Source organism: Shewanella sp. GutCb (assembly GCF_002836135.1).
Classification (GTDB): domain Bacteria; phylum Pseudomonadota; class Gammaproteobacteria; order Enterobacterales; family Shewanellaceae; genus Shewanella.
Window position 1 is genome coordinate 88,075 of record NZ_PJBL01000018.1, and the last position, 19,479, is coordinate 107,553.

At 42.3% G+C, this 19,479-nt stretch carries 19 protein-coding genes and 1 other RNA gene; 10 read left to right on the top strand and 10 right to left on the bottom strand.

The window, feature by feature from the left end; genetic code table 11:
* Positions 1-26: 26 nt before the first annotated feature.
* Positions 27-1,148, bottom strand: coding sequence for a dual-specificity RNA methyltransferase RlmN (locus CXF86_RS10840; protein WP_102038959.1), 1,122 nt, complete (start codon positions 1,146-1,148; stop codon positions 27-29).
* A gap of 307 nt (positions 1,149-1,455) precedes the next feature.
* Here CXF86_RS10840 and CXF86_RS10845 point away from each other — a divergent pair, with 307 nt between their 5' ends.
* Together CXF86_RS10845 and CXF86_RS10850 are read left to right on the top strand one after the other, a co-directional pair.
* Positions 1,456-2,532 (top strand): CNNM domain-containing protein, encoded by a 1,077-nt coding sequence (locus CXF86_RS10845; protein WP_102038960.1) that lies wholly within the window; start codon positions 1,456-1,458, stop codon positions 2,530-2,532.
* Between the two features lie 134 nt (positions 2,533-2,666).
* Positions 2,667-4,409 carry a bifunctional metallophosphatase/5'-nucleotidase gene (locus CXF86_RS10850; protein ID WP_101093365.1) on the top strand — a complete coding sequence of 581 codons (1,743 nt, stop codon included), beginning with the start codon at positions 2,667-2,669 and terminating at the stop codon, positions 4,407-4,409.
* A gap of 83 nt (positions 4,410-4,492) precedes the next feature.
* Here CXF86_RS10850 and CXF86_RS10855 read toward each other — a convergent pair whose 3' ends face one another.
* The 4 genes from CXF86_RS10855 to CXF86_RS10870 all read right to left on the bottom strand — a co-directional run bounded on the left by CXF86_RS10855 (position 4,493) and on the right by CXF86_RS10870 (position 6,388).
* A complete protein-coding gene (locus CXF86_RS10855) occupies positions 4,493-5,002 on the bottom strand; it encodes a GNAT family N-acetyltransferase (RefSeq protein WP_257982758.1) in 510 nt (169 codons plus the stop codon).
* A gap of 13 nt (positions 5,003-5,015) precedes the next feature.
* Positions 5,016-5,531 carry a GNAT family N-acetyltransferase gene (locus tag CXF86_RS10860; protein WP_102038962.1) on the bottom strand — a complete coding sequence of 172 codons (516 nt, stop codon included), beginning with the start codon at positions 5,529-5,531 and terminating at the stop codon, positions 5,016-5,018.
* A gap of 132 nt (positions 5,532-5,663) precedes the next feature.
* Positions 5,664-5,966, bottom strand: a complete 303-nt coding sequence (locus CXF86_RS10865; protein ID WP_101093368.1) for an NrfJ — start codon at positions 5,964-5,966, stop codon at positions 5,664-5,666.
* A 194-nt stretch (positions 5,967-6,160) separates the two neighbouring features.
* A complete protein-coding gene (locus tag CXF86_RS10870; RefSeq protein WP_101093369.1) occupies positions 6,161-6,388 on the bottom strand; it encodes a DUF3820 family protein in 228 nt (75 codons plus the stop codon).
* 567 nt (positions 6,389-6,955) lie between these two features.
* Here CXF86_RS10870 and CXF86_RS10880 point away from each other — a divergent pair.
* From CXF86_RS10880 to CXF86_RS10895, 4 genes are all read left to right on the top strand, one after another.
* Entirely contained in the window at positions 6,956-7,699 is a 744-nt protein-coding gene (locus tag CXF86_RS10880) for a division plane positioning ATPase MipZ (RefSeq protein ID WP_101093371.1), read from the top strand.
* Positions 7,659-8,114: a CopG family transcriptional regulator gene (locus CXF86_RS10885; protein ID WP_101093372.1), complete on the top strand. Its 456-nt coding sequence runs from the start codon at positions 7,659-7,661 to the stop codon at positions 8,112-8,114. Before CXF86_RS10880 ends, CXF86_RS10885 begins: the two co-directional genes overlap by 41 nt.
* Positions 8,115-8,336: 222 nt before the next feature.
* Entirely contained in the window at positions 8,337-9,161 is an 825-nt protein-coding gene (locus CXF86_RS10890; protein WP_101093373.1) for a M90 family metallopeptidase, read from the top strand.
* Positions 9,162-9,381: 220 nt separating this feature from the next.
* The gene (locus CXF86_RS10895; RefSeq protein ID WP_102038964.1) at positions 9,382-9,879 is read left to right on the top strand and encodes a nuclear transport factor 2 family protein; all 498 of its coding nucleotides are present in this window, start codon (positions 9,382-9,384) and stop codon (positions 9,877-9,879) included.
* 77 nt (positions 9,880-9,956) lie between these two features.
* On the opposite strand, the gene CXF86_RS10900 is transcribed toward CXF86_RS10895, so the two are convergent.
* Positions 9,957-11,432 (bottom strand): HDOD domain-containing protein, encoded by a 1,476-nt coding sequence (locus CXF86_RS10900; protein ID WP_257985325.1) that lies wholly within the window; start codon positions 11,430-11,432, stop codon positions 9,957-9,959.
* Positions 11,433-11,882: 450 nt separating this feature from the next.
* Positions 11,883-13,508 (bottom strand): malate synthase A, encoded by a 1,626-nt coding sequence (aceB, locus tag CXF86_RS10905; RefSeq protein ID WP_101093375.1) that lies wholly within the window; start codon positions 13,506-13,508, stop codon positions 11,883-11,885.
* Positions 13,509-14,928: 1,420 nt separating this feature from the next.
* Between aceB and CXF86_RS10910 the strand changes: the two genes are divergently transcribed.
* A complete protein-coding gene (locus tag CXF86_RS10910; protein ID WP_101093376.1) occupies positions 14,929-15,426 on the top strand; it encodes an outer membrane protein assembly factor BamE in 498 nt (165 codons plus the stop codon).
* 160 nt (positions 15,427-15,586) lie between these two features.
* On the opposite strand, the gene CXF86_RS10915 is transcribed toward CXF86_RS10910, so the two are convergent.
* Both CXF86_RS10915 and CXF86_RS10920 read right to left on the bottom strand, forming a co-directional pair.
* On the bottom strand, positions 15,587-15,919 hold the full coding sequence (locus CXF86_RS10915; RefSeq protein WP_101093377.1) for an RnfH family protein: 333 nt from the start codon (positions 15,917-15,919) through the stop codon (positions 15,587-15,589).
* Positions 15,916-16,347, bottom strand: coding sequence for an SRPBCC family protein (locus CXF86_RS10920; RefSeq protein ID WP_101093385.1), 432 nt, complete (start codon positions 16,345-16,347; stop codon positions 15,916-15,918). Before CXF86_RS10920 ends, CXF86_RS10915 begins: the two co-directional genes overlap by 4 nt.
* A gap of 192 nt (positions 16,348-16,539) precedes the next feature.
* Between CXF86_RS10920 and smpB the strand changes: the two genes are divergently transcribed.
* The 3 genes from smpB to CXF86_RS10935 all read left to right on the top strand — a co-directional run bounded on the left by smpB (position 16,540) and on the right by CXF86_RS10935 (position 18,500).
* Entirely contained in the window at positions 16,540-17,034 is a 495-nt protein-coding gene (gene smpB / locus CXF86_RS10925; protein ID WP_101093378.1) for an SsrA-binding protein SmpB, read from the top strand.
* 111 nt (positions 17,035-17,145) lie between these two features.
* Positions 17,146-17,500, top strand: a transfer-messenger RNA (tmRNA) gene (gene ssrA, locus CXF86_RS10930).
* 604 nt (positions 17,501-18,104) lie between these two features.
* Entirely contained in the window at positions 18,105-18,500 is a 396-nt protein-coding gene (locus tag CXF86_RS10935; protein WP_102038965.1) for a hypothetical protein, read from the top strand.
* Positions 18,501-19,229: 729 nt separating this feature from the next.
* Here the strand turns inward: CXF86_RS10935 and CXF86_RS10940 are convergent.
* Positions 19,230-19,439, bottom strand: a complete 210-nt coding sequence (locus tag CXF86_RS10940) for a hypothetical protein (RefSeq protein WP_102038966.1) — start codon at positions 19,437-19,439, stop codon at positions 19,230-19,232.
* Between the last annotated feature and the right edge of the window lie 40 nt (positions 19,440-19,479).

Consider the following 19,479-nt stretch of genomic DNA (forward strand, 5'->3'; position numbering starts at 1 on the left):
GCCTATCTACCAATAGATACAAAGAGTTAATCCATTGTGACCGAAATTTGATTCTCTTGCATGCGTTTTTTCGCTAAACGCTTGGTTCTGTCTCTAATATCACCTGCAAGTTGACCACAAGCGGCATCGATATCGTCACCACGAGTTTTACGCACAATAACCGTTAAGCCATATTCCATCAGTACTTTAGAAAAACGATCTATTCGTGAATTAGACGAACGGCCGTAAGGAGAACCTGGATATGGGTTAAAGGGAATTAAATTTACTTTACATGGCGTATCTTTCATCAGTTTGGCCAATTCATGCGCTTGGTCAGTACTGTCATTAATGTGATCAAGCATTACATACTCAACAGTCACACGACCACGGTTAGCATTAGACTTGGCAATATAGCGACGGATCCCCGCGAGAAAATCTTCTAATGGGTACTTCTTGTTGACAGGTACCAATACATCTCGTAGCTCATCGTTTGGCGCGTGAATGCTGACGGCTAACGCCACATCCAATGCGTCGCCAAGAATATCTAACGCTGGCACAACACCTGACGTCGACACGGTAACACGACGCTTAGACAAGCTAAAACCGAAATCATCTAACATGATATCCATTGCCGGAATAACGTTCTTCAAGTTAAGTAGTGGCTCACCCATTCCCATCATAACAACGTTAGTGATAGGGCGATCGCCGGTATCTTTCACAAAGCCAATAAAGTCAGCGACACGCCAAACCTGGCCAATAATTTCAGACACGGTCAGGTTACGGTTAAAGCCTTGAGCCCCCGTTGAGCAGAAGGTACATTCAAGTGCACAACCTACTTGAGACGAGACACATAAAGTGGCGCGATCTTCTTCCGGTATGTATACCGTTTCAACTTCTTGGCCATTACCTACGTCAATAGCAAACTTGATAGTGCCATCAGCTGATTTTTGATAACTTGAAATGGCAGGCGCAACAATTTCAAATTTACGCGCTAACTTTGCTCGTAATGCTTTGTTGATGTTAGTCATCTCTTCAAAGTCACTCACACCAAAGTGATAAAGCCATTTCATCAATTGATCGGCACGGAACGGCTTTTCACCCATTTCGGCAAATATCGCTCTCATCGATTTACGATCAAGATCTAATAAATTGATCTTCTTTTCACTCATGTATGTAACCTCAAAAACCTAAAACCTGCATCCGGGCGGCGAATTATACAGATCCTAACAAAATTTGGCCAGTAACCTAGGACCCCTAATATGCTCATGCTGCTATTTCATACACTTATACTCAATGTTTCATCCGCCAAACCAAAACAAACCCGCTAAGCAAAGGATAACGGACTCCATATAGAGTCAAAAACCGCTAAAAATAGCGTCTAAACTTCATTTGCTCATATCACGGATAATATAAACCTGTGCTAGAATCCGCTCAGACCAATGTTGGTCCGCCATTTGGAAGTGTAATTTCACCTGTATGATAACTCTTGTCATTATCGTTTTTGTCGCCATTACTATCTCTTTTCTTTGTAGTGTGTTTGAAGCAGTTTTACTCTCGGTCACACCCAGTTATATCGCCACTCTTGCCGCAACAAACCCCGCTGCAGCAACAAGGTTGAATAAGCAAAAAGAAAACGTTGAATCTCCACTCGTTTCTATCCTTACTTTAAATACCATTGCTCACACTGTTGGAGCCGCTGTTGCCGGCGCGCAAGCCGCTAAAGTGTTTGGTGACGAGATGTTAGGCGTATTTTCAGGTGTGCTTACCTTTCTTATTTTGTTCTTCTCAGAAATCATTCCTAAAACATTAGGTGCGAACTACTGGCGCTCACTTGCTCCAACAGTCTCAATCGCCTTAGTGTGGATGGAGCGTGCCACCTTGCCACTTATCTGGATGTCTAAGCAGGTAACCCAACTAATGGGTAAAGGCGATGAAGGTCAGTATATTCGTCAAGAGATGAGTGCAATGGCAGAAATTGGTAGAGTCTCTGGCGAACTAGACGAGCAGGAGTCAAAAATTCTGACTCAAATGTTGTCTGTTAAAGAGATGCCAGTCACCACCATCATGACACCTCGCACGGTGATGTTTAAGCTACCAATAACATTAACCCAAGGTGATTTTGCCACTAAATATATGACAAAACCCTTTACCCGTATCCCCGTTTACCAAGATGAACCCGATAATATTATCGGCTACATTAATCGTAACGACGTATTGCTGGCAGAGCGTAAAACGCCGAATGAGCCCATTGCAGTGCTGAAGAAGAACTTACTGGTCATTCCTGAGACTGCAAAAATTCTCCCTCTGTTTGAGTTAATGATTAAGCGTAATACCAAGATTGCGATGGTGGTTGATGAATACGGCTCTGGTGAAGGCATTGTGACGCTGGAAGATATCGTCGAATCACTTCTAGGACTCGAAATTGTCGATTCCAACGACCCTGTCACAGATATGCAGCAATTAGCGCGTAAATTGTGGAGTCGTAGAATGAAGCATAAAGGCATTGTGCTGTCAGACGACGGCGAGTTTGATGACAAGCCAGATAAGGGCTAATTATCTTTCATACCCAAGCCGCTTGGGTATCAATAAAAAAAGGGAGCTTAGCTCCTTTTTTTAACCGCCAAAATCAGTATTTCACCAATCAGAATGGTTAGTGCTATAATTCTTGTTTGGTTCTGAGGATTAAGATGACGTCTAATTACACTTTAAAACTTGCCCACATCAACGACACACATTCTCATTTCGACGCAAACCGACTGCAGTTTACGATATTCGAGCAACAACAAGCATTAACGCTATACACTCATAGTGGTGGATACGCACGTATTGGTTACCAACTATCTCAGGCCAAATTGTCGGCCAAAGCCAATCAGCAATCGTTTCTGTTCTTACATGGCGGCGACAGCTTTCAAGGCACACTTTACTTTAAAGAGTTCAAAGGCAAAGCCAATTCGGATCTGCTGAACCTGTTAAAGCCCGATGCGATGGTACTCGGTAATCATGAAATAGATGCGGGTAACGGCCCGGTCTTAGATTTCCTTAACGATATCCAGTTCCCTTTACTTGCGGGCAATATGGATCTAAGCCAAGAAAGCCAACACAAAACAGCACGATTGGCCTCGCACCCTAACCTTTATGATTATGACAACGACACGCAGACAGCCAAGTATATTTTAAAGCCACTGCAGGATAAACAAGTCGCTATTGTCGGGATCACGCTTGATCAAATGAAAGAGATTGCCCGTCCCGACGAAGATACGCATTTTATCAATGCCATTGAAACGACGAGGCGCACCGTCGCTAAGCTTCATGCTGAGGGTATTGTTCACATCATCGTGCTGAGTCATCTTGGGTTAGACCAAGACAAAATACTCGCCCAAGACGTTGATGGGATCAGTTTGATTGTTGGCGGCCATTCTCACACGCTGCAAGGTGATTTTCGCGAGTTGGGATTAAGCAATATGCCTTATGCGGAGCGCGTGAACAACACGCCGATTGTGCATGCTGGAAAATACGCCGAAAACATAGGCATCGCTGATATTACGTTTGATGACAAAGGCACAGTGACAGATCTTAACGGCGGCAATCATTTTATGCTCGACCAGCAATTTATATTGCAAGCGGGTGAAGGTGAAGTCAGCGCTGATAATTATCTGGCGATCCGCGCAAAACTTGACGCTAACCCGGCTATTTTTTGGGATGGCGAAGACAGTGTCATTCAGCAAGCCATCCTTAAAAAATATCGGCCAACGCTTGATGCCCTCGACAATCAAATTCTCGGCTTTGTGCCAAGAAACCTCATTCATACACGCTTACCGAGCAAAGCACTGCCCCATGGCAGTGAGATAGCGCCTTTGGTCAGCCGGAGTATGTTCCAAGAAACTGTCGATATGGGCATTGAAGTTGATTTTGCACTGCACAATGCCGGTGGTGTTAGGCAGTCACTTAACAAAGGGCAATTAAGCCTTGCCGAAGTGATCGGCCGTATTTTGCCGTTTGACCTGCCTTTAGTGACCTACCAAATTCAAGGCCGCTGTCTATTTGAGATGTTAGAATCTGCCATTAATGCTGCCACTAATAATAGTGTCATCGGCACTGGAGCAGGCAGTTTCCCTTACACCTATGGCCTTAAGTATTTTTATGATGGCAGACAAACCTTAGGTGGACGGATCATTAAGCTTGAAATTATGCGCCACGTTGAAGGCATACCGCAGTGGTTTGATATTGACCCTGAACAACAGTATATCGGCGTGTCATCAGCATATACCGCATCAGGTAAAGAGGGTTACTCACCTATTTTACAGTCCAGCTGGCAGCGCAGTGTCGAGACGCTCACCTTAGCAGAAGCTTTTATTCGTTTTATGGCACGGCCGGAAACACTCGTGGACGTAATAGAGCCACAGGTGCATTACACTAGCCATAGACGTTAACCCTGATAGCTGCCCATTAGCGTTAGCTAACAGAACAGAACAGAGTACCTCGTTATTTGATGGGGTATTCTTTCAATCCAACGTCACTTATTTATCAGCACTTTACTCATGCTAAAGTTAACTAATACCTGCCCTGCGCGTGGATGTCGGTTCTTTGAAAGCACCTTATATCCCTGTTTTTCGAAAAAGGGCTTGGCTAAATAAGATGCCTCAACCGTGAGTTCTTTTATATGTTGCGCCGCAGCATACTCTTCTAAATAGCCGTAAAGTGCAGTGGCCACTCCTCTCCCCGTAAAATCAGGGTGACTAAACAGACAATCGATGTCAGCCGTAAGCACCTCTTCAGCGCTGTCCGATGGTTTAAGCTGTGCCGGCTTAAGGTTTATAAAGCCGGCAATAACGCCTCTCTCAACCGCCACCCATGTTGTAGTAGGCTGTAACCTTGTAAGCCAATCTTGATGACTTCGAGGCGCTTGTGACCACACTGCACGTTCATCAGCACTATAGTGGCTGCTGGCTCCCTGCGTGATACTCAGGTGAAACAAGGTCGCGAGTTGGTCGACATCCTGTTCAGTAAACAATCTCACACTCATCATTTTATCCAGCTTAACTTTGCTCCTGTACTGACAGCACTTTACTCATTAAATAACCCATTATAATTTGACCGCGCTTTTCTTGATAACTGCGATGGTGGAGTCTAAAGCCATGAGAGAGAAACAGCGGTTTTGAAAGCTTAGAAGCATCCACTGACAAGTTACTGATATTGGCGGAAGTCGCCCAAGTTTGTAATTGCGTAAAAAGTGCAGTGGCGATCCCCCGATGTTGAAAATCAGGGTGGACATAGAGACTGTCAATATAGCCACGAGTATTAAAATGAGTCTCAAGGTTGACCAAACCGCAACAAAAAGGCACACCTTGTACATCACGTTCATCATCGATCATTAGCCAAGCTTTTGATCGCGATAGCCTTTTGTGCCAATGGTAGCCGGAACGAGGCGAAGATGACCAAGCTTGTTTCTCTGCTATAGAGTAAACATCATCGGCGATAACATTAATGGCCAGATGAAATAAGTGGCTAACTTGGACCGCATAACACTTGCTATAAGGAATAATTCTGAGCATGGCAATCAATCAAACGAAACAATAGCGTTATTTTGCGCTAGTTCATGACAAAAGAAAACGGCGCAGACAAAGTCTGCGCCGTTTTCTTATACTGTGATACAAGTTGAGCTCTTAGCTACAACCAGATCCGTATTACTTCTTGTCGATACTGCCAACAAACAATAGCTTGTCAAAAGTACGATTTAACGTTTTGCTGGCAAAGTCGCTCATCCACATCTGCTCTTGAACAACGACGTTATCGCCTTTCTTAACTTCAATTTGTGGACCCGCTGCCCAAAATGTTTGGTCAGCTTCTTTAATCTGTACATAGGTATAACCGCCGCCATTCATAGTATCCATGACAGTACCTTCATGCATAACACCTTGAGCCCAAGCGCTAGACATACCAAGAGCCAGTGTTGCTGCTGCAGCCAATTTAACTATTTTAGCTATCATCGGAAATTTCCTTTCAAAGTTATCAATTCAAATATATTAAAGCATGCAATAAAGCATAAATCTCTAATACTCTTCACTAATCATAACCTAATCTCCAACTATTAGACGCAACTCTCATTCCAAAGGAAATTTAGCCCTATCACGGAACTTTTTTAAGAAGCAATTAATACCCATTGCATTAAGTAATAAATCGGTCACCTTGCCCGTTTTACCTTGTCGAGCAGGGGTTGCAACATACCTTCAAGCCCATTGAGCTTCACTTCATACATTAACGCCAGTTGCTGCCCCAGCTTGCCCTCAGGAAAACCTTTTGAGTGAAACCACACCAAGTATGGCTCTGGTAATTCGAGTAAATAGCGCCCAGCATATTTGCCAAAGGGCATTTTCTGGCTAATCGCTTCTTGTAATAATGTCTCATCCACTGTGCTGCATCCGTGTTTATGACTGCTGCTGATTCATCGGCAAAGCCTAACATGGAGTAGGATTCAAAGGCGTCATTTTTTATAACGCGCTTATCGCTTTACATTCTCGAGCACTGAATGGGTACTAAGTGGTTATGACCCACGAACCCCATATAATCAATTAGTATATAAGTAATAGATAAAGGTCACTTTTGAAATATTAAACTTAAGAGTGATAACGATATTACCTAACTACTGGGTAAACACACCCGTTTAAACTACATATTTACGCCCTAAAAACCACCTAAGCCACTAATAAAATTAACAAACAAGCTTAGTAAGCCTTTTCACCGACTGTAGTGTCAAAAAACCAACGAAAGCGCTTTTTTTGTCAAAAATACTTCAACAGTCAATTGAAATAAAAGTGTCAAAAATCATACCGTTGACCTTAAGCCTATCGCAGCCTAAATTAATGTTACAGCTGTTGCATTGGGTGACAGAAGTTAATAAAGCTATCCCAATAAAACCAGTGCGCATCCAGCAGCTTCTTAACAGTCAGATAAATAAACGCGTACTTGAGGAAAAAGCATGATTATATTAGTTGGTGGTGAAAAAGGCGGTAGTGGTAAAAGCTGTTTAGCGCAAAATATTGCCGTTTTCTTAACTGCAGAATGCCAAGCTTCAGTGATTATGGTTGATTGCGATCCTCAACGTACCACTTCAGACTGGATCCATGCCAGAAATAACAACCCAGAATTACCCAGTATCAACTGCGTACAGTTATACGGAAAAATACGTAATGACTTACTCAGTCTTGAGCAACACTATGACTATGTCATTGTTGATTGTGGTGGCCAGGACAACCTCGCCCTTCGCGCAACAATGTCAGTAGCATCACATGTACTCATGCCGCTCAGACCTAAACGCCGAGACCTTAAAACCGTGAGTCATATGGATGATATTGTCGCAACATGTATGATGATTAACCCAAAAATGCGCGCAACATTTGTCATAACCCAATGCCCTAGTTTACCTAACCAAGCTAACCGTATTTTAGAAGCTAAAGAAGTGTGTAAAACCTATGACATCAACGTTCTTGATGCCATTACTTATAGCCGAAACATCTATGATGACAGTGAAGAGTCAGGCTTATCTGTGTTGGAGATTGAACCACAGGGTAAAGCTGCCAACGAGATCCGTGGTATAGCCACCGAAATGCTACAAGTGACTAATGCAACAGAGATACGCAATCGTATCGCCGAAAAACAGATGAAAAAGATGAGAGGTGAATATGGGTCTGACAGATCTCAAGAAAAACTCTACGCTGTCTAAGTCTACTCATCATAAAATCCAGACATCTCAGTTAGCGTTAGATGATTTAATTGATGATTTCATCAATGATGCTAACCGCTATGCTGTCGGAGAAGCGCAACTTGCTCCCTCAACAAATAAGGTGATTGAGCTAAACTTTAACAAGCACCCATTGAATTTGTCTGCATTGAATGTTCTCGCTGACGATGTGTCCGTTGTAGCAAAATCGGCAACGGTTAAAAGGATAACAAAAGGAAATGCTCCGTTTAGAAAATCAACATTCACATTGAGTGAATCTGCCATTGCCCATCTGGCAACCTTGGCTGATGACGGTGATGTTGCCAAGTCAAAACTAGTGCGCTTTTTAATTGAACATCATTTTAATAAGACACAACAAGAGAGAAAAGAAATAGAGAAAAGTATTATTGTAGAGTAACCACCCTCCCAACTTAGCTGGCAGAAATGGAAACGTTTTTAATTATTGATCTGTCAGCCTTTTTTTATCCCATCAAGACTCCATCAGCTGCTTATTTCCCATAAAAAATCCCGATATTGCACTTTTATCGTTGAATTCCAACTGCCTAGTCCACATATCATTAACATCAGCCACATTATCGGTAACGAGGATCTTGGCTTCACATGTTAATTAGGGATTCTGATGCTTGCGATTTTATTGATATTACTCATTAGCGGTAGCGCTATTTTTTGGATTGTTAGTCGAACATGGCGTGCCAACCGGCGCAGAAAAATGCTGACTCAAGCGCCCTTCCCCCAGGCTTGGCGTGTCATTCTAAAAAAGCGAATCCCCTTTTTCCGCTCACTTCCTACAGATCTGCAACTGCAGCTGAAAAAACATATCCAGGTGTTTATTGCAGAGAAACAGTTTGTCGGTTGTGACGGTCTAGAAATTGATGATGATATTCGCGTGACGGTGGCAGCCCAAGCATGCTTGCTGCTACTCAACCGCAAAACTGACTTCTACCCACACTTAAAAGAGATCCTTATCTATCCATCCGTGTTTGTCGTTAACAATGAACAACGCGATGCAAATGGCCTAGTGTCAGAGCGCAGTCGAGTTCTCTCGGGGGAGTCATGGCAGCATGGCAAAGTGATCCTATCGTGGCAAACCACCAAAGAGGGCGCAGCAGTGCCTGATGATGGCAGTAACGTGGTCATTCATGAGTTTGCTCACCAACTTGACCAAGAGGACGGTAATGCTAACGGCGCGCCTATATTAACCCGAACACAAGACTATGCATCTTGGTCAGCCGTAATGATGCAGGAGTACCAACAATTAGTTGAAGCCAGCCAACTGCAGCAATATTCATTATTTAGCTATTACGGTGCAACCAATCCGGCTGAGTTTTTTGCCGTGATTAGTGAAGTATTCTTCGAACAACCTCAAGCGTTTATAACCCAACATTCAGCGCTATATAAGGAGTTGAGCACTTTTTATAAGCTCGATCCTGTAAACTGGCAGTAGGACTGTAGACCTATCGCACTAATTTTTGCGATCCTTTGTGATGTAGCATAATGTATTCGTATCAGACTTAAGCGATGGCACCTAACGGGCTAAATGACATAACGCCCAGCTTGCTAAAACGGCGGCAAAAACAACCGTGAAAGATCAACAGCCCCTAATACATTATTGAAAATACAATCGATGCGATGCACTAAAACAAAACCAATATCATGAGGGATTTATGTTTAACCTACACCATAGAGCATCAACATTATGGCGAGCAACACTATTAACATTGCTATTATTTGGATTCAATGCCGCTGCGCAAACAAGCAGCCAAAATGATGATAAGCAACAAGCAGCAGCCCTTCTGGACCACCTTAATATCTATTCAGCTAATGCTGATTGGGACAACTATTTTGACCTGTACGCTGACAATGGCATATTTATCGGTACAGATGTCAATGAACACTGGGATAAGGCGACATTTGAGCAATATGCGCGACCCACAAAAGGTTGGCGTTATGACTTAACCAGCCGAGTAATGACTCAGCATGGGGAGGTTATCTGGTTTGATGAAATTCTTAATAGCGCATCTTACGGAGTGAGCCGTGGCACAGGCACTTTGATAAAGACTGAACAGGGTTGGAAAATTGCCCAATATCATTTGAGCTTTCCCATTCCAAATGACATTGCAAAATCGATTACAACGCAAATAATTGCAGCTGACGCCCCTTAGCATAACGATAGCGCTTTAGAGTATGGGGGTACACGTCCCAATTAACATTGAGAGCGCCAACTAAAAAAGTAAAAAGGCTACTTAACTGCAGCAGAAAAACAGACATTGGAAAGTTCAGCAAAATGGCTAAAACCTACAAAATCCTCTTTGCTCAAGCGCCTTCCTGAAGTGTCTTTGTCGGCATATAAAACGCCAATCACCGTATGGTTCATAATCAAGGGCGCAACCATAAAGCCTGAAGGTGACGTCAATGCCCTTAATGTATCATCCATATAAAGCCGCCATTTACTTGAATGTGGATTATCAACAAACAGCGCACTCTTGATTTGAATAGACTCTTGAAACAGATTTTTATCTCCATTGAGATCGATAGTAAAATTGTTTTTCATCTCAGCTGCACCGTCGCCTAATACGATACGCGGCTGCAATGCCTTGCGGTTTGGGGTGAGCAACAACACCGCACATCGGTCAACCCCCACACCTTTTAACACTCCCTGAAGCGTTATCGACAAGACCTGGTTGAAATCAGCCTTGTTCAACGCACATTGCGTTAATGCCCGTAGACACTTTAACTGTTCAAACACATCGGCAGCTCTTATTACAGGCTGAGGCTCAGGGACATTGTGCTCAAGAATAAGTTGGTTTACATCTGGTAAAAAATCAATTAATACATGGGCGCCGTAAGCATCCGCCATGATTTCTGTGGCTTTATGACAGCGGATCATGCGCGCTTTTAATTCATCAATTTCAATATTTAAAATATTGGCGGTTTGTTTTAAGCGTTTAGATAATTCCAGTATCGATGGCGGTGTTTGCGACAGAAGCTGACTAAGTTTGTTGGCAAGAAAGATACTGCGAATTTCAGGGGTACGTTCATCAGGCTGACTAAGCGATTTTATCAATACACTGCCTAACCCCCAGCTACGAGCGATACCGGCTGAAAGTTGTTGAAAGCTAGTGCCTAAAACCTCCCTAACAGCCTTGTCACGCTCCACTGTCGATTGGCATTTATTGAGCTTGGCGTCTAACACTAAGGTTTCTGCACAACCAGTCCCCCAAAAAGCGCTCTCTCCGATATGATAAAGAAGTGAAGCGATAAAGACCTCCTCTTGCAACTCCTCATCATGATCGTGCATCAGCATTTTGGTTAACATCGCCGCCTGAAAAGCCTGCGCCATTAAACCCAGTAGACGTTTATAAACCCCTTCAGACAAACCTTCAGTTTCCAGTAGGCTACTCAGTAACTTTGCAGTAATACAGATATTCTTTATCGCATCAAAACCCAGTACTACCGCCGCCTTACTGACCGTGGTCACCTGAGTGATGCCTTTACTGTAGGTGACGCTATTGGCCACCCGTAAAATTCGCGATGTAAGCGCGTTATCATGCATCACGCTTTGACCTAATATCGCCAGCGAAGAAATATCATCTTTAGCCAGTTTTTCTAACGTTTTAACTGTCGAGCATAGTGCAGGCATCTCCTGCTCACTGATCCTGTGCGTCCAATAGTCCGCACCTCTTAACTTAGTATCTTGTATGCTGTTAGCTTTCAAATGCGACTCTACTTATGGCAACTTAAGCGGCCAAACGTCTATGTAGGATATAGCGCTTTTTACGGGTTATTTTCAGCGCTGACTTTAGCAGTCTAATAGCATTAATTGTATACGAAATCGGCGTAGAATGCAGGATTCACTGGCCTTACGGCGACGTTTAACTGACATTTATGGTGAATATGGGAGGCTTAAGAAGAATAAAAAAATGCGACCCCGGAGGGCCGCCAATCACAAACGTAAACAGTCATCACCATACTGGGAAGCAGGAGAGTACTCTTTTTATTAAAAACCCGCATAGTACGTAGGAATACTACGCGGGGGACACAAGCCGCAAAAGGCAGCCAAACTGTAAAACCAATCAGCAACTAACACTTTGTAAAACTGAAATTTTAAACCCTATTTTACATTCAATCTTTAAATGCACTGTTAACCTATTCTGTAAAATAAAACTTATGCAATAAGGAGCTCATAAACGGGCTGAGTGATAAAATCAACCAGCTCATCTGCAGTCGTCGTTTGTTCAAGAATAACCGCGGCTTCGGTAAAGCGACCATGGGTGAATCTATCCGCCCCCACCTCCTCTTTAACGTGAGCCAGCTCTTGAAGCAACATGTCTTTAAACAAAGATTTTGTGACTAATGTGCCATTCGATAGCTTCTGCTGATGCTTAATCCACTGCCAAATCGAGGTACGAGAAATTTCGGCCGTGGCAGCATCTTCCATTAAACCATATATAGGGACACAGCCATTACCGTTGATCCATGCCTCTATATAGCGCAATGCAATACGAATATTGCGACGCATTCCATCTTCTGTACGCTCACCTTTGCAGGCTGACAATAGCTCCGGAGCAAGTATTGGTGCATCGACATCGCGAGTGATATGCAGCTGATTGACATGATTATCTCCAATATACTGATTGAAGACTTCCATTGCAGTATCAGCCAAACCGGGATGGGCCACCCAAGTGCCATCATGACCATTTCGCGCTTCAAGCTGCTTGTCTTGACGTACTTTATCTAGGATCTGTTGATTCTCTTTGGGATCTTTTGCTGGAATAAATGCAGCCATACCGCCCATCGCTAACGCGCCACGCTTATGACACGTTTTAACCAACAAGCGCGAGTATGCACTTAGAAAGGGCGTATCCATTGTCACTGACTGTCTGTCAGGTAATATACGGTCACTATGGTTATTCAGTGTTTTTATATAGCTGAATATATAGTCCCAACGCCCACAGTTAAGCGCCACAATGTTTGAGCGTAATTCATATAAAATTTCATCCATCTCAAACACGGCAGGTAGGGTTTCTATTAAGCAGGTACATTTAATCGTGCCAGGTTGTAGACAAAAACGCTCCTCTACAAACGCAAATACCTTTGCCCACCAACGCGCTTCTATATGGCTTTCAAGTTTAGGAATATAGAAGTACGGGCCACTGCCCTTACTTAACAACTGACGATAGTTATTATAAAAATAGACACAAAAGTCGAATAAAGCCGCGGGTATCGCTTGCTCTGCATAGCTTACGTGCTTCTCCAACATGTGTAGCCCACGTACACGACAAATCAACACCGCAGGATCAGCAGCTAACGTATATGATTTACCCGTTTCTGCAGAGGTATAACTGATGTCACCGTTAATGGCATCACGTAAATTAATCTGCCCTTCAATCACCTTATCCCAACTTGGAGCAAGTGAATCTTCAAAATCAGCCATAAACACTTTTGCATTGGCATTAAGCGCGTTAATCACCATTTTGCGATCAACCGGCCCCGTTATTTCAACGCGCCTATCTTGCAAGTCATGGGGGATCCCTCTGATCTTCCAGTCACTTTCACGAACGGCTTTAGTCTGTTCAATGAAATCAGGCAACTGACCTTTATCGACAAGCCCTTGCTTTATCTTTCGGTTGGCGAGTAATGTCGGTACATCGTTAGCAAAGTGCTTACAGAGCGTTTTAAGTAAACTTACCGCACCTGCTGTTAATACCGTTTCTTGTCCACTGACAGTGCTAGCGGTAATCACAAGTTCATCTTCAACAACGCTATTATCAATTGTGATCTGTTCTGCCATCAACTTTATCTCCAAACTGTATCGCCTGTATGTATGCTTCATGAAACCGCCGACCTGCGGTGGTGTATCTAGCGCGGCTAAATACGGCTTCTACAATGCAATGGACTCATTTTCTCTTGAGTAGAAAATCGCAGCCCAACAAAAAACATACTCTGAGGTATATACCCAAATGACCTCGAAATGCCGACTCCTGCATTTCGAGGTCACTTTGGTTTATGTCGTTATTTGTAATAAAAGCTAACGATAAACCGCGACTGATGCAAGTACCCCCTGGTTAGTCACCCACTCAAAAGAGGATTGTAATCGCATGTGCAACATGGTTGCTAATAGCTAAGGCCTCATGTAATAACCCTTAATAACAAACACTTACCCAGCCATGATGTTTATGTCAGTTTAAAAAATAAAGACCTGTAAGACCAGTTGACCAAGCAAGCTCGCTAGAATTACATTCCGTAAATTAATTACGTCATGTAAACAATTTAATACGGTTGACATTGAGCATGAAAATATCGCGAATATCGGAAAGCGTTTACACTTCTCTTTGGCGTTAATCAAATAAATTCTTAATTACCAGCGAGTTAAAAGCATAATGAACAATCATCAATGTAAACGACCGTTTAAATTTGACGTTTACGTTAAGTAGAAGTTAAGCGTTTGAGTGTTAACAACTCAGGACGAGGGTGAATAGTGACTAACATCACAAAAAATATTGGTTTTATGTGATGTTTTTTTAAAATAATGACTTAAACCAATCTAATAGCCCCCATTTACAGGCCTACATTAGTGCAAAACTCATCTTACCTGCTCGGCTGTGCCGCTAAACTTTGCAATGCAAAAATATGTAATTAGTCAATTTGCGACCGCCATTATTGAGAACAGCAGATTTTAACCAAGGGTATGGGCTGCTCCATTGCGGATATCAACATATCGAGCAATTCATCGATAACGCTATTGAGTATTGCTACAACGACTCAGAAATAAATCAATACTCCATTACACCAATAATCAATAGCCATTGCTTTAACTGCAGCAAAACGACATCTGTTGAGGCTTATTCATACAAAAGCTACGGAATAAGCTAACAACACCAAACCACTGCAGCTCCCAATGGCTTCAATGAAACAATAAAGCCTTTAATTTCAATCAAGTGGATTAATACATCATCATTTATCTTTTTCAGAAGATATTTTTCAGACCCATTTAAATGCAGTATCGACACGCTAAACGCGAGAAAAATACTAATACGAATGAACTAATTACCTTCTCACGACTCAATATAAGCAGCTTATGTAGCCTCAGTGTTAAAACCGAGAAACAACATAGATTAGCAACCTGAGCAAACTCTGCGACAATAGCCCTTGTCAGATAGGGGATTGCTTGGGTATTATGGCCGACAGATTTTGATGAAGTAGCGCATTCAATGACAATTAAAAAAAGAAGTCTTACCCTTTTGGGCGCTGCTGCGCTCTCACTATCGCTCAGTGGCTGTGGTGTATTCGACTATTTGATCTATAAGCCTGACATTCCACAAGGTAACTACATGGAAGACCAGCAGGTAGAAAAGCTGCGTATTGACATGACTAAAGAGCAGGTTGAGTACGTATTAGGCCGCCCTGTTTTACGTGATAGTTTTTCAGACGATACTTGGTATTACGTCTACCACTATAAAAGTGGCCGCGATGCTAGCATCATCCATAAAGAGCTGATCATTAACTTCAACGGCGATATGCTGTCTGAAGTGAAAGGTGACTATGATTTGAGTGAAGAGTTTAATACTCCACTTGAAGAGAGCAAGCTACCTGAAATTAATATGCCAGAAGGCGAGCCTCTGATCCCAGAGCAACGTCCTCAAGCAAAGCCTTTAGTTGAAGAGCAAGAAACTCAACCAGAGTCGCTATCAGAGAAAAACTTCGAATAATTGGAGTGTTAGCTCAGCCCTGCTGAGCTTTCAACAGATATTAAAAATGCGAGCCTCTTTTAAAGAGACTCGCATTTTTGTTTTAGGGCTATCAACTTTTAAAGCATCAACTGACACAATTAATCGCGTAACAACATAGCGCAGAGTAACAAAAGTCCCTTTACAGTTTAGCGCCGGTGATCTTATTCACCCGCCCTTCGTCTTTCGCTTTTTCTGCACGTTTACGACGCACATCCTTAGGATCAGCGATAAGTGCTCGGTAGATCTCAACACGCTGCCCAGGTTGCAGTACTTCAGCGTGTTTAACTGAACGACTAAAAATACCTAACTTAACCGTTTCTAAGTCAATTTCAGGGAAATAGCGCTGCATATCACTTTGCTTCACCGCATCAATACACGTGGTTCCTGGTTCAATGTTCACTTTAATCCGCTTTTGCTGTTGCGGCAGAGCATAGATAATTTCAACCGTAAACTGAGCTTGATCTGTATTCATGTGTAAATCACCTTAGCGCGACGAGTAAATGCCGTCACCATAGAAGACATTAACTCTTTAAACACCTTACCAAACGCCAAGTCCGCTATCGGGCTAGAAAACTCAAAGCTAAGTTCAAAATCGACTTTACAGGCATCTTCCGCTAACTCAGTAAACGTCCACTCACCAATCAATTCTTTAAAGGGACCGTTTTCTAACTGCAGCTTAATACTCTTGCCCGCAACAACCTGATTGCGAGTGGTAAATGTTTTACTTATCCCCGCTTTAGCCACATCAACCGAGGCCACCATCGTTGTGCCATCAAACTCCAACACCTTGCCACCCACACAGCCTGGCAAGAACTCTTTATAAGATTCGACATCATTGACTAAGTCATACATCTGCATCGCACTAAAACGAACTAATACATTGCGGGAAATTTGCGGCATTAATGATTGATACTCAAAATATAAACAGGATTGCTGAATTTTAACATGCCTACAAAAAAACGCATCTTTGACACGCTTAACCTTCATTAAGTGCTCAAAAAGCAGACAAACGCATCAGCTAATCCATAAATAACCGAATATTTCGGCTTGGCCAATTCCAAATTGGGCTTGGCTGCGTATAATAGCTAGCCTATGGCTAAGAAAAATGCAAAAAACTCAAAGAACACTTCCGCTTCGATTGCCCGTAATAAACGCGCGACTTTTGACTATAAGTTTGAAGAGAAGATGGAAGCAGGCCTATCTCTAATGGGATGGGAAGTTAAGTCTATTCGTATGGGCAAGGTTAACTTGTCTGAAAGCTACGTATTTCTAAGAGAAGGCGAAGCCTTTCTTTTTGGTTGTACTATCGCGCCACTCAACACCGCCTCGACTCATGTCGTGTGCGATCCACTGCGCTCACGTAAATTACTGCTCAAACGTAAAGAGTTAGATAAATTAAAAGGCTTAGTCGATCGTAAAGGTTACTCAATCGTACCTATCTCTATGTACTGGCAGAAAGGTGCATGGGTAAAGATCGAAATAGGTCTAGGTAAAGGTAAGAAAGAACACGACAAGCGTGACGATACTAAAGATCGCGAATGGCAGATAGAAAAAGCGCGTACCATTAAAAAAGCGGTACAGCAGTAACTTAAGCGCCATTGACTTTTTTATAACGTACGCAAAACGAACAAACGATTGCAAATGCGATTTTTATGCTTGGTAAAACAAGATGTGTCGCGTTACAATCAATCTGTACTTGGGGGCGATTCTGGATTCGACAAGATTCTCGAAACCCTGGGAGCATGCCGAGGGGCGGTTGGCCTCGTAAAAAGCCGCACCGTTATAGTTGCAAACGACTCTAACTACTCTCTAGCAGCTTAGGCTAGCTAGCCATCTTGCCGAAACTTATCAAATGGGTTTGGTTCTTAGATGGTCATCTTACATTTGATAGCGAGGGAACCACGTTCAGGGGTGAACCGCGAAATAGTACTGAACTCGCCAATTACAATCCTGTCTTTCGGAGTGTACTTGGTTAACCAAAAGAGAGACTAAGCATGTAGCGCCTTGGACGTAGGCTTTTTGGACGCGGGTTCGAGCCCCGCCGCCTCCACCAAATAAAACAAAGGGTTAGCCGAAAGGCTAGCCCTTTGTCACATCTGAATGTCCACAAAATGCCCACTGAAAATATAAAGACTTTCTGCCATTGAATAATTTATCGCATAAACCCGCCTAAATCAGCTAACACGAAATTGCCCATTGCAAGTCAGCGGCAACCTTTCCTCGAATTTACTATTGACCGCTTTGCAGTACTTTTTCTCTCTAACCGAAAGACAAAGTACTCTGTTAAGCGATAACTTTTAAGTTAGCCATTACTTGTGTTTTTATACAGTATTATTAGATTTCTACGAATACCCTTAAAATTAACCCTAATCAGTTCTCGGTTTGCTATTGAGTGAAAATAAAAAATAGAGTAAATTCAATTGACTAAATAGTATGCTTGCTCGGTTTGTATGAGATACGAGGCAAGTTAGCTCGCCATTCTCATTTTGCCAGCATCTGTTTGAGCGTTTTCGTTAAAAACGATTCCAAATTAGTTAATTATTGATAAACGCGCTGACTGGTCTAACCTTATAAACGCGCAAGGCGTGCATACAAATGTTATGTATTTCAGAGCTTTATAGTCATATTGAAGTTTAAATCAAAAAGGATGTAAGTAAGTGATATTGGATTTTTTTACAAGCAAATGGACTTGGAGAGTATTTTGCTCTGCGGCATTAATAACTGGTGTTTATCGGATTTATTTAACTGAAATGGGGCCTGCGGCTATAGAAGCTATAGCAGATAAGCAAGCTATTGATAGTTTCGCTAAATGTATAATTGCATACACAACCCCAAGGTATATGAAGTCTTGTGATGCTTTTTATCTTGAATATTTACCTAGAAAAACAGGTCCAAAATATAATCGTAAAATTATTGAAATACCAAAGTTGAGTTCAAAAATGATTATTTCTACTTATGGAGATATTACTTCACTACGACAAGAATCTGGTTTGGAACCATACCCCAAGCTAGAAATATTATCTCACGGGAAATTAGTAGATAAAAATACATAACGAGTCGTTTAAAAGGACTAAAACAGCTGGCCATTGCTCGTGCCTCGCCATTTTAGGCCATCAGTTTTAGTCTCTTAACGAGGCGTTACCGTATATCTGATTGCCATATTTTCCCTAATGAAATTCATCACTCGAAGAGCTTTAGCTCTAACGCATTTCTGTCCGTGCGTTAGCTAACCAATACGCAATACGGCAAATTTGTTAGCTTTTTATTTTCAGTTTTATATCAACATAACAAATTGTTTATATTGAACTTTAGGTTTACTTGGTATTCCACATGTCTTTAAAAACCTCACGTAAACCAGCGAAACCTCAGTGTTAATGCGGCTTTCGCTATTTCTCAACCTTTCTGCGCGTCAGTATGGAACTGTAAAACAGTGAAATAAACCGCGATCATTTCAGATCTCCGATCATGTTAAAGCCCTAGGAATGGCGCTAGCTGTGCCTATGAACTGCAATAATCTAAAACTGAAATAAAAAATATATATAAAGCGCGCAGGAGGGGAGGAAGAGTGCGGATTCCGTGTGTTTCTTTCTGCGTGGGTTAGATTCCGTGAGCGAACGCTGTAGTGACGAAATCGAGGCGCGGGTTCGAGCCCCAAAGCAGGAACCTAACCCGAGTCGAGGTTTTTTAAGTTGATTTGATTTCATCGAGCATAGTTTTCTGTGGCTTTACAGCAGACATAAAAAAGCCCTGTAAAATACAAGGCTTATTCTTTAAATTTATAGTTACCCGATATTGAGGCGTCGTGATTTCTTAGGGGTTTTCAATTCACTATTGATTAGAACTATATATCGGCCCTGAATGTCCAACTTCACCAGCTGAATCACGTAATCATCACCTCTTACTTCAATAACATCTTCAACTTTCGGTTCTCTGGCTAAAGTTACAACCTCTTCAGTATCAGTAAACCTCAATATTGCTTTAATCTCTAACATCGCTATATCCCTATAAAATTATGAGTTTGTACTATGCTCC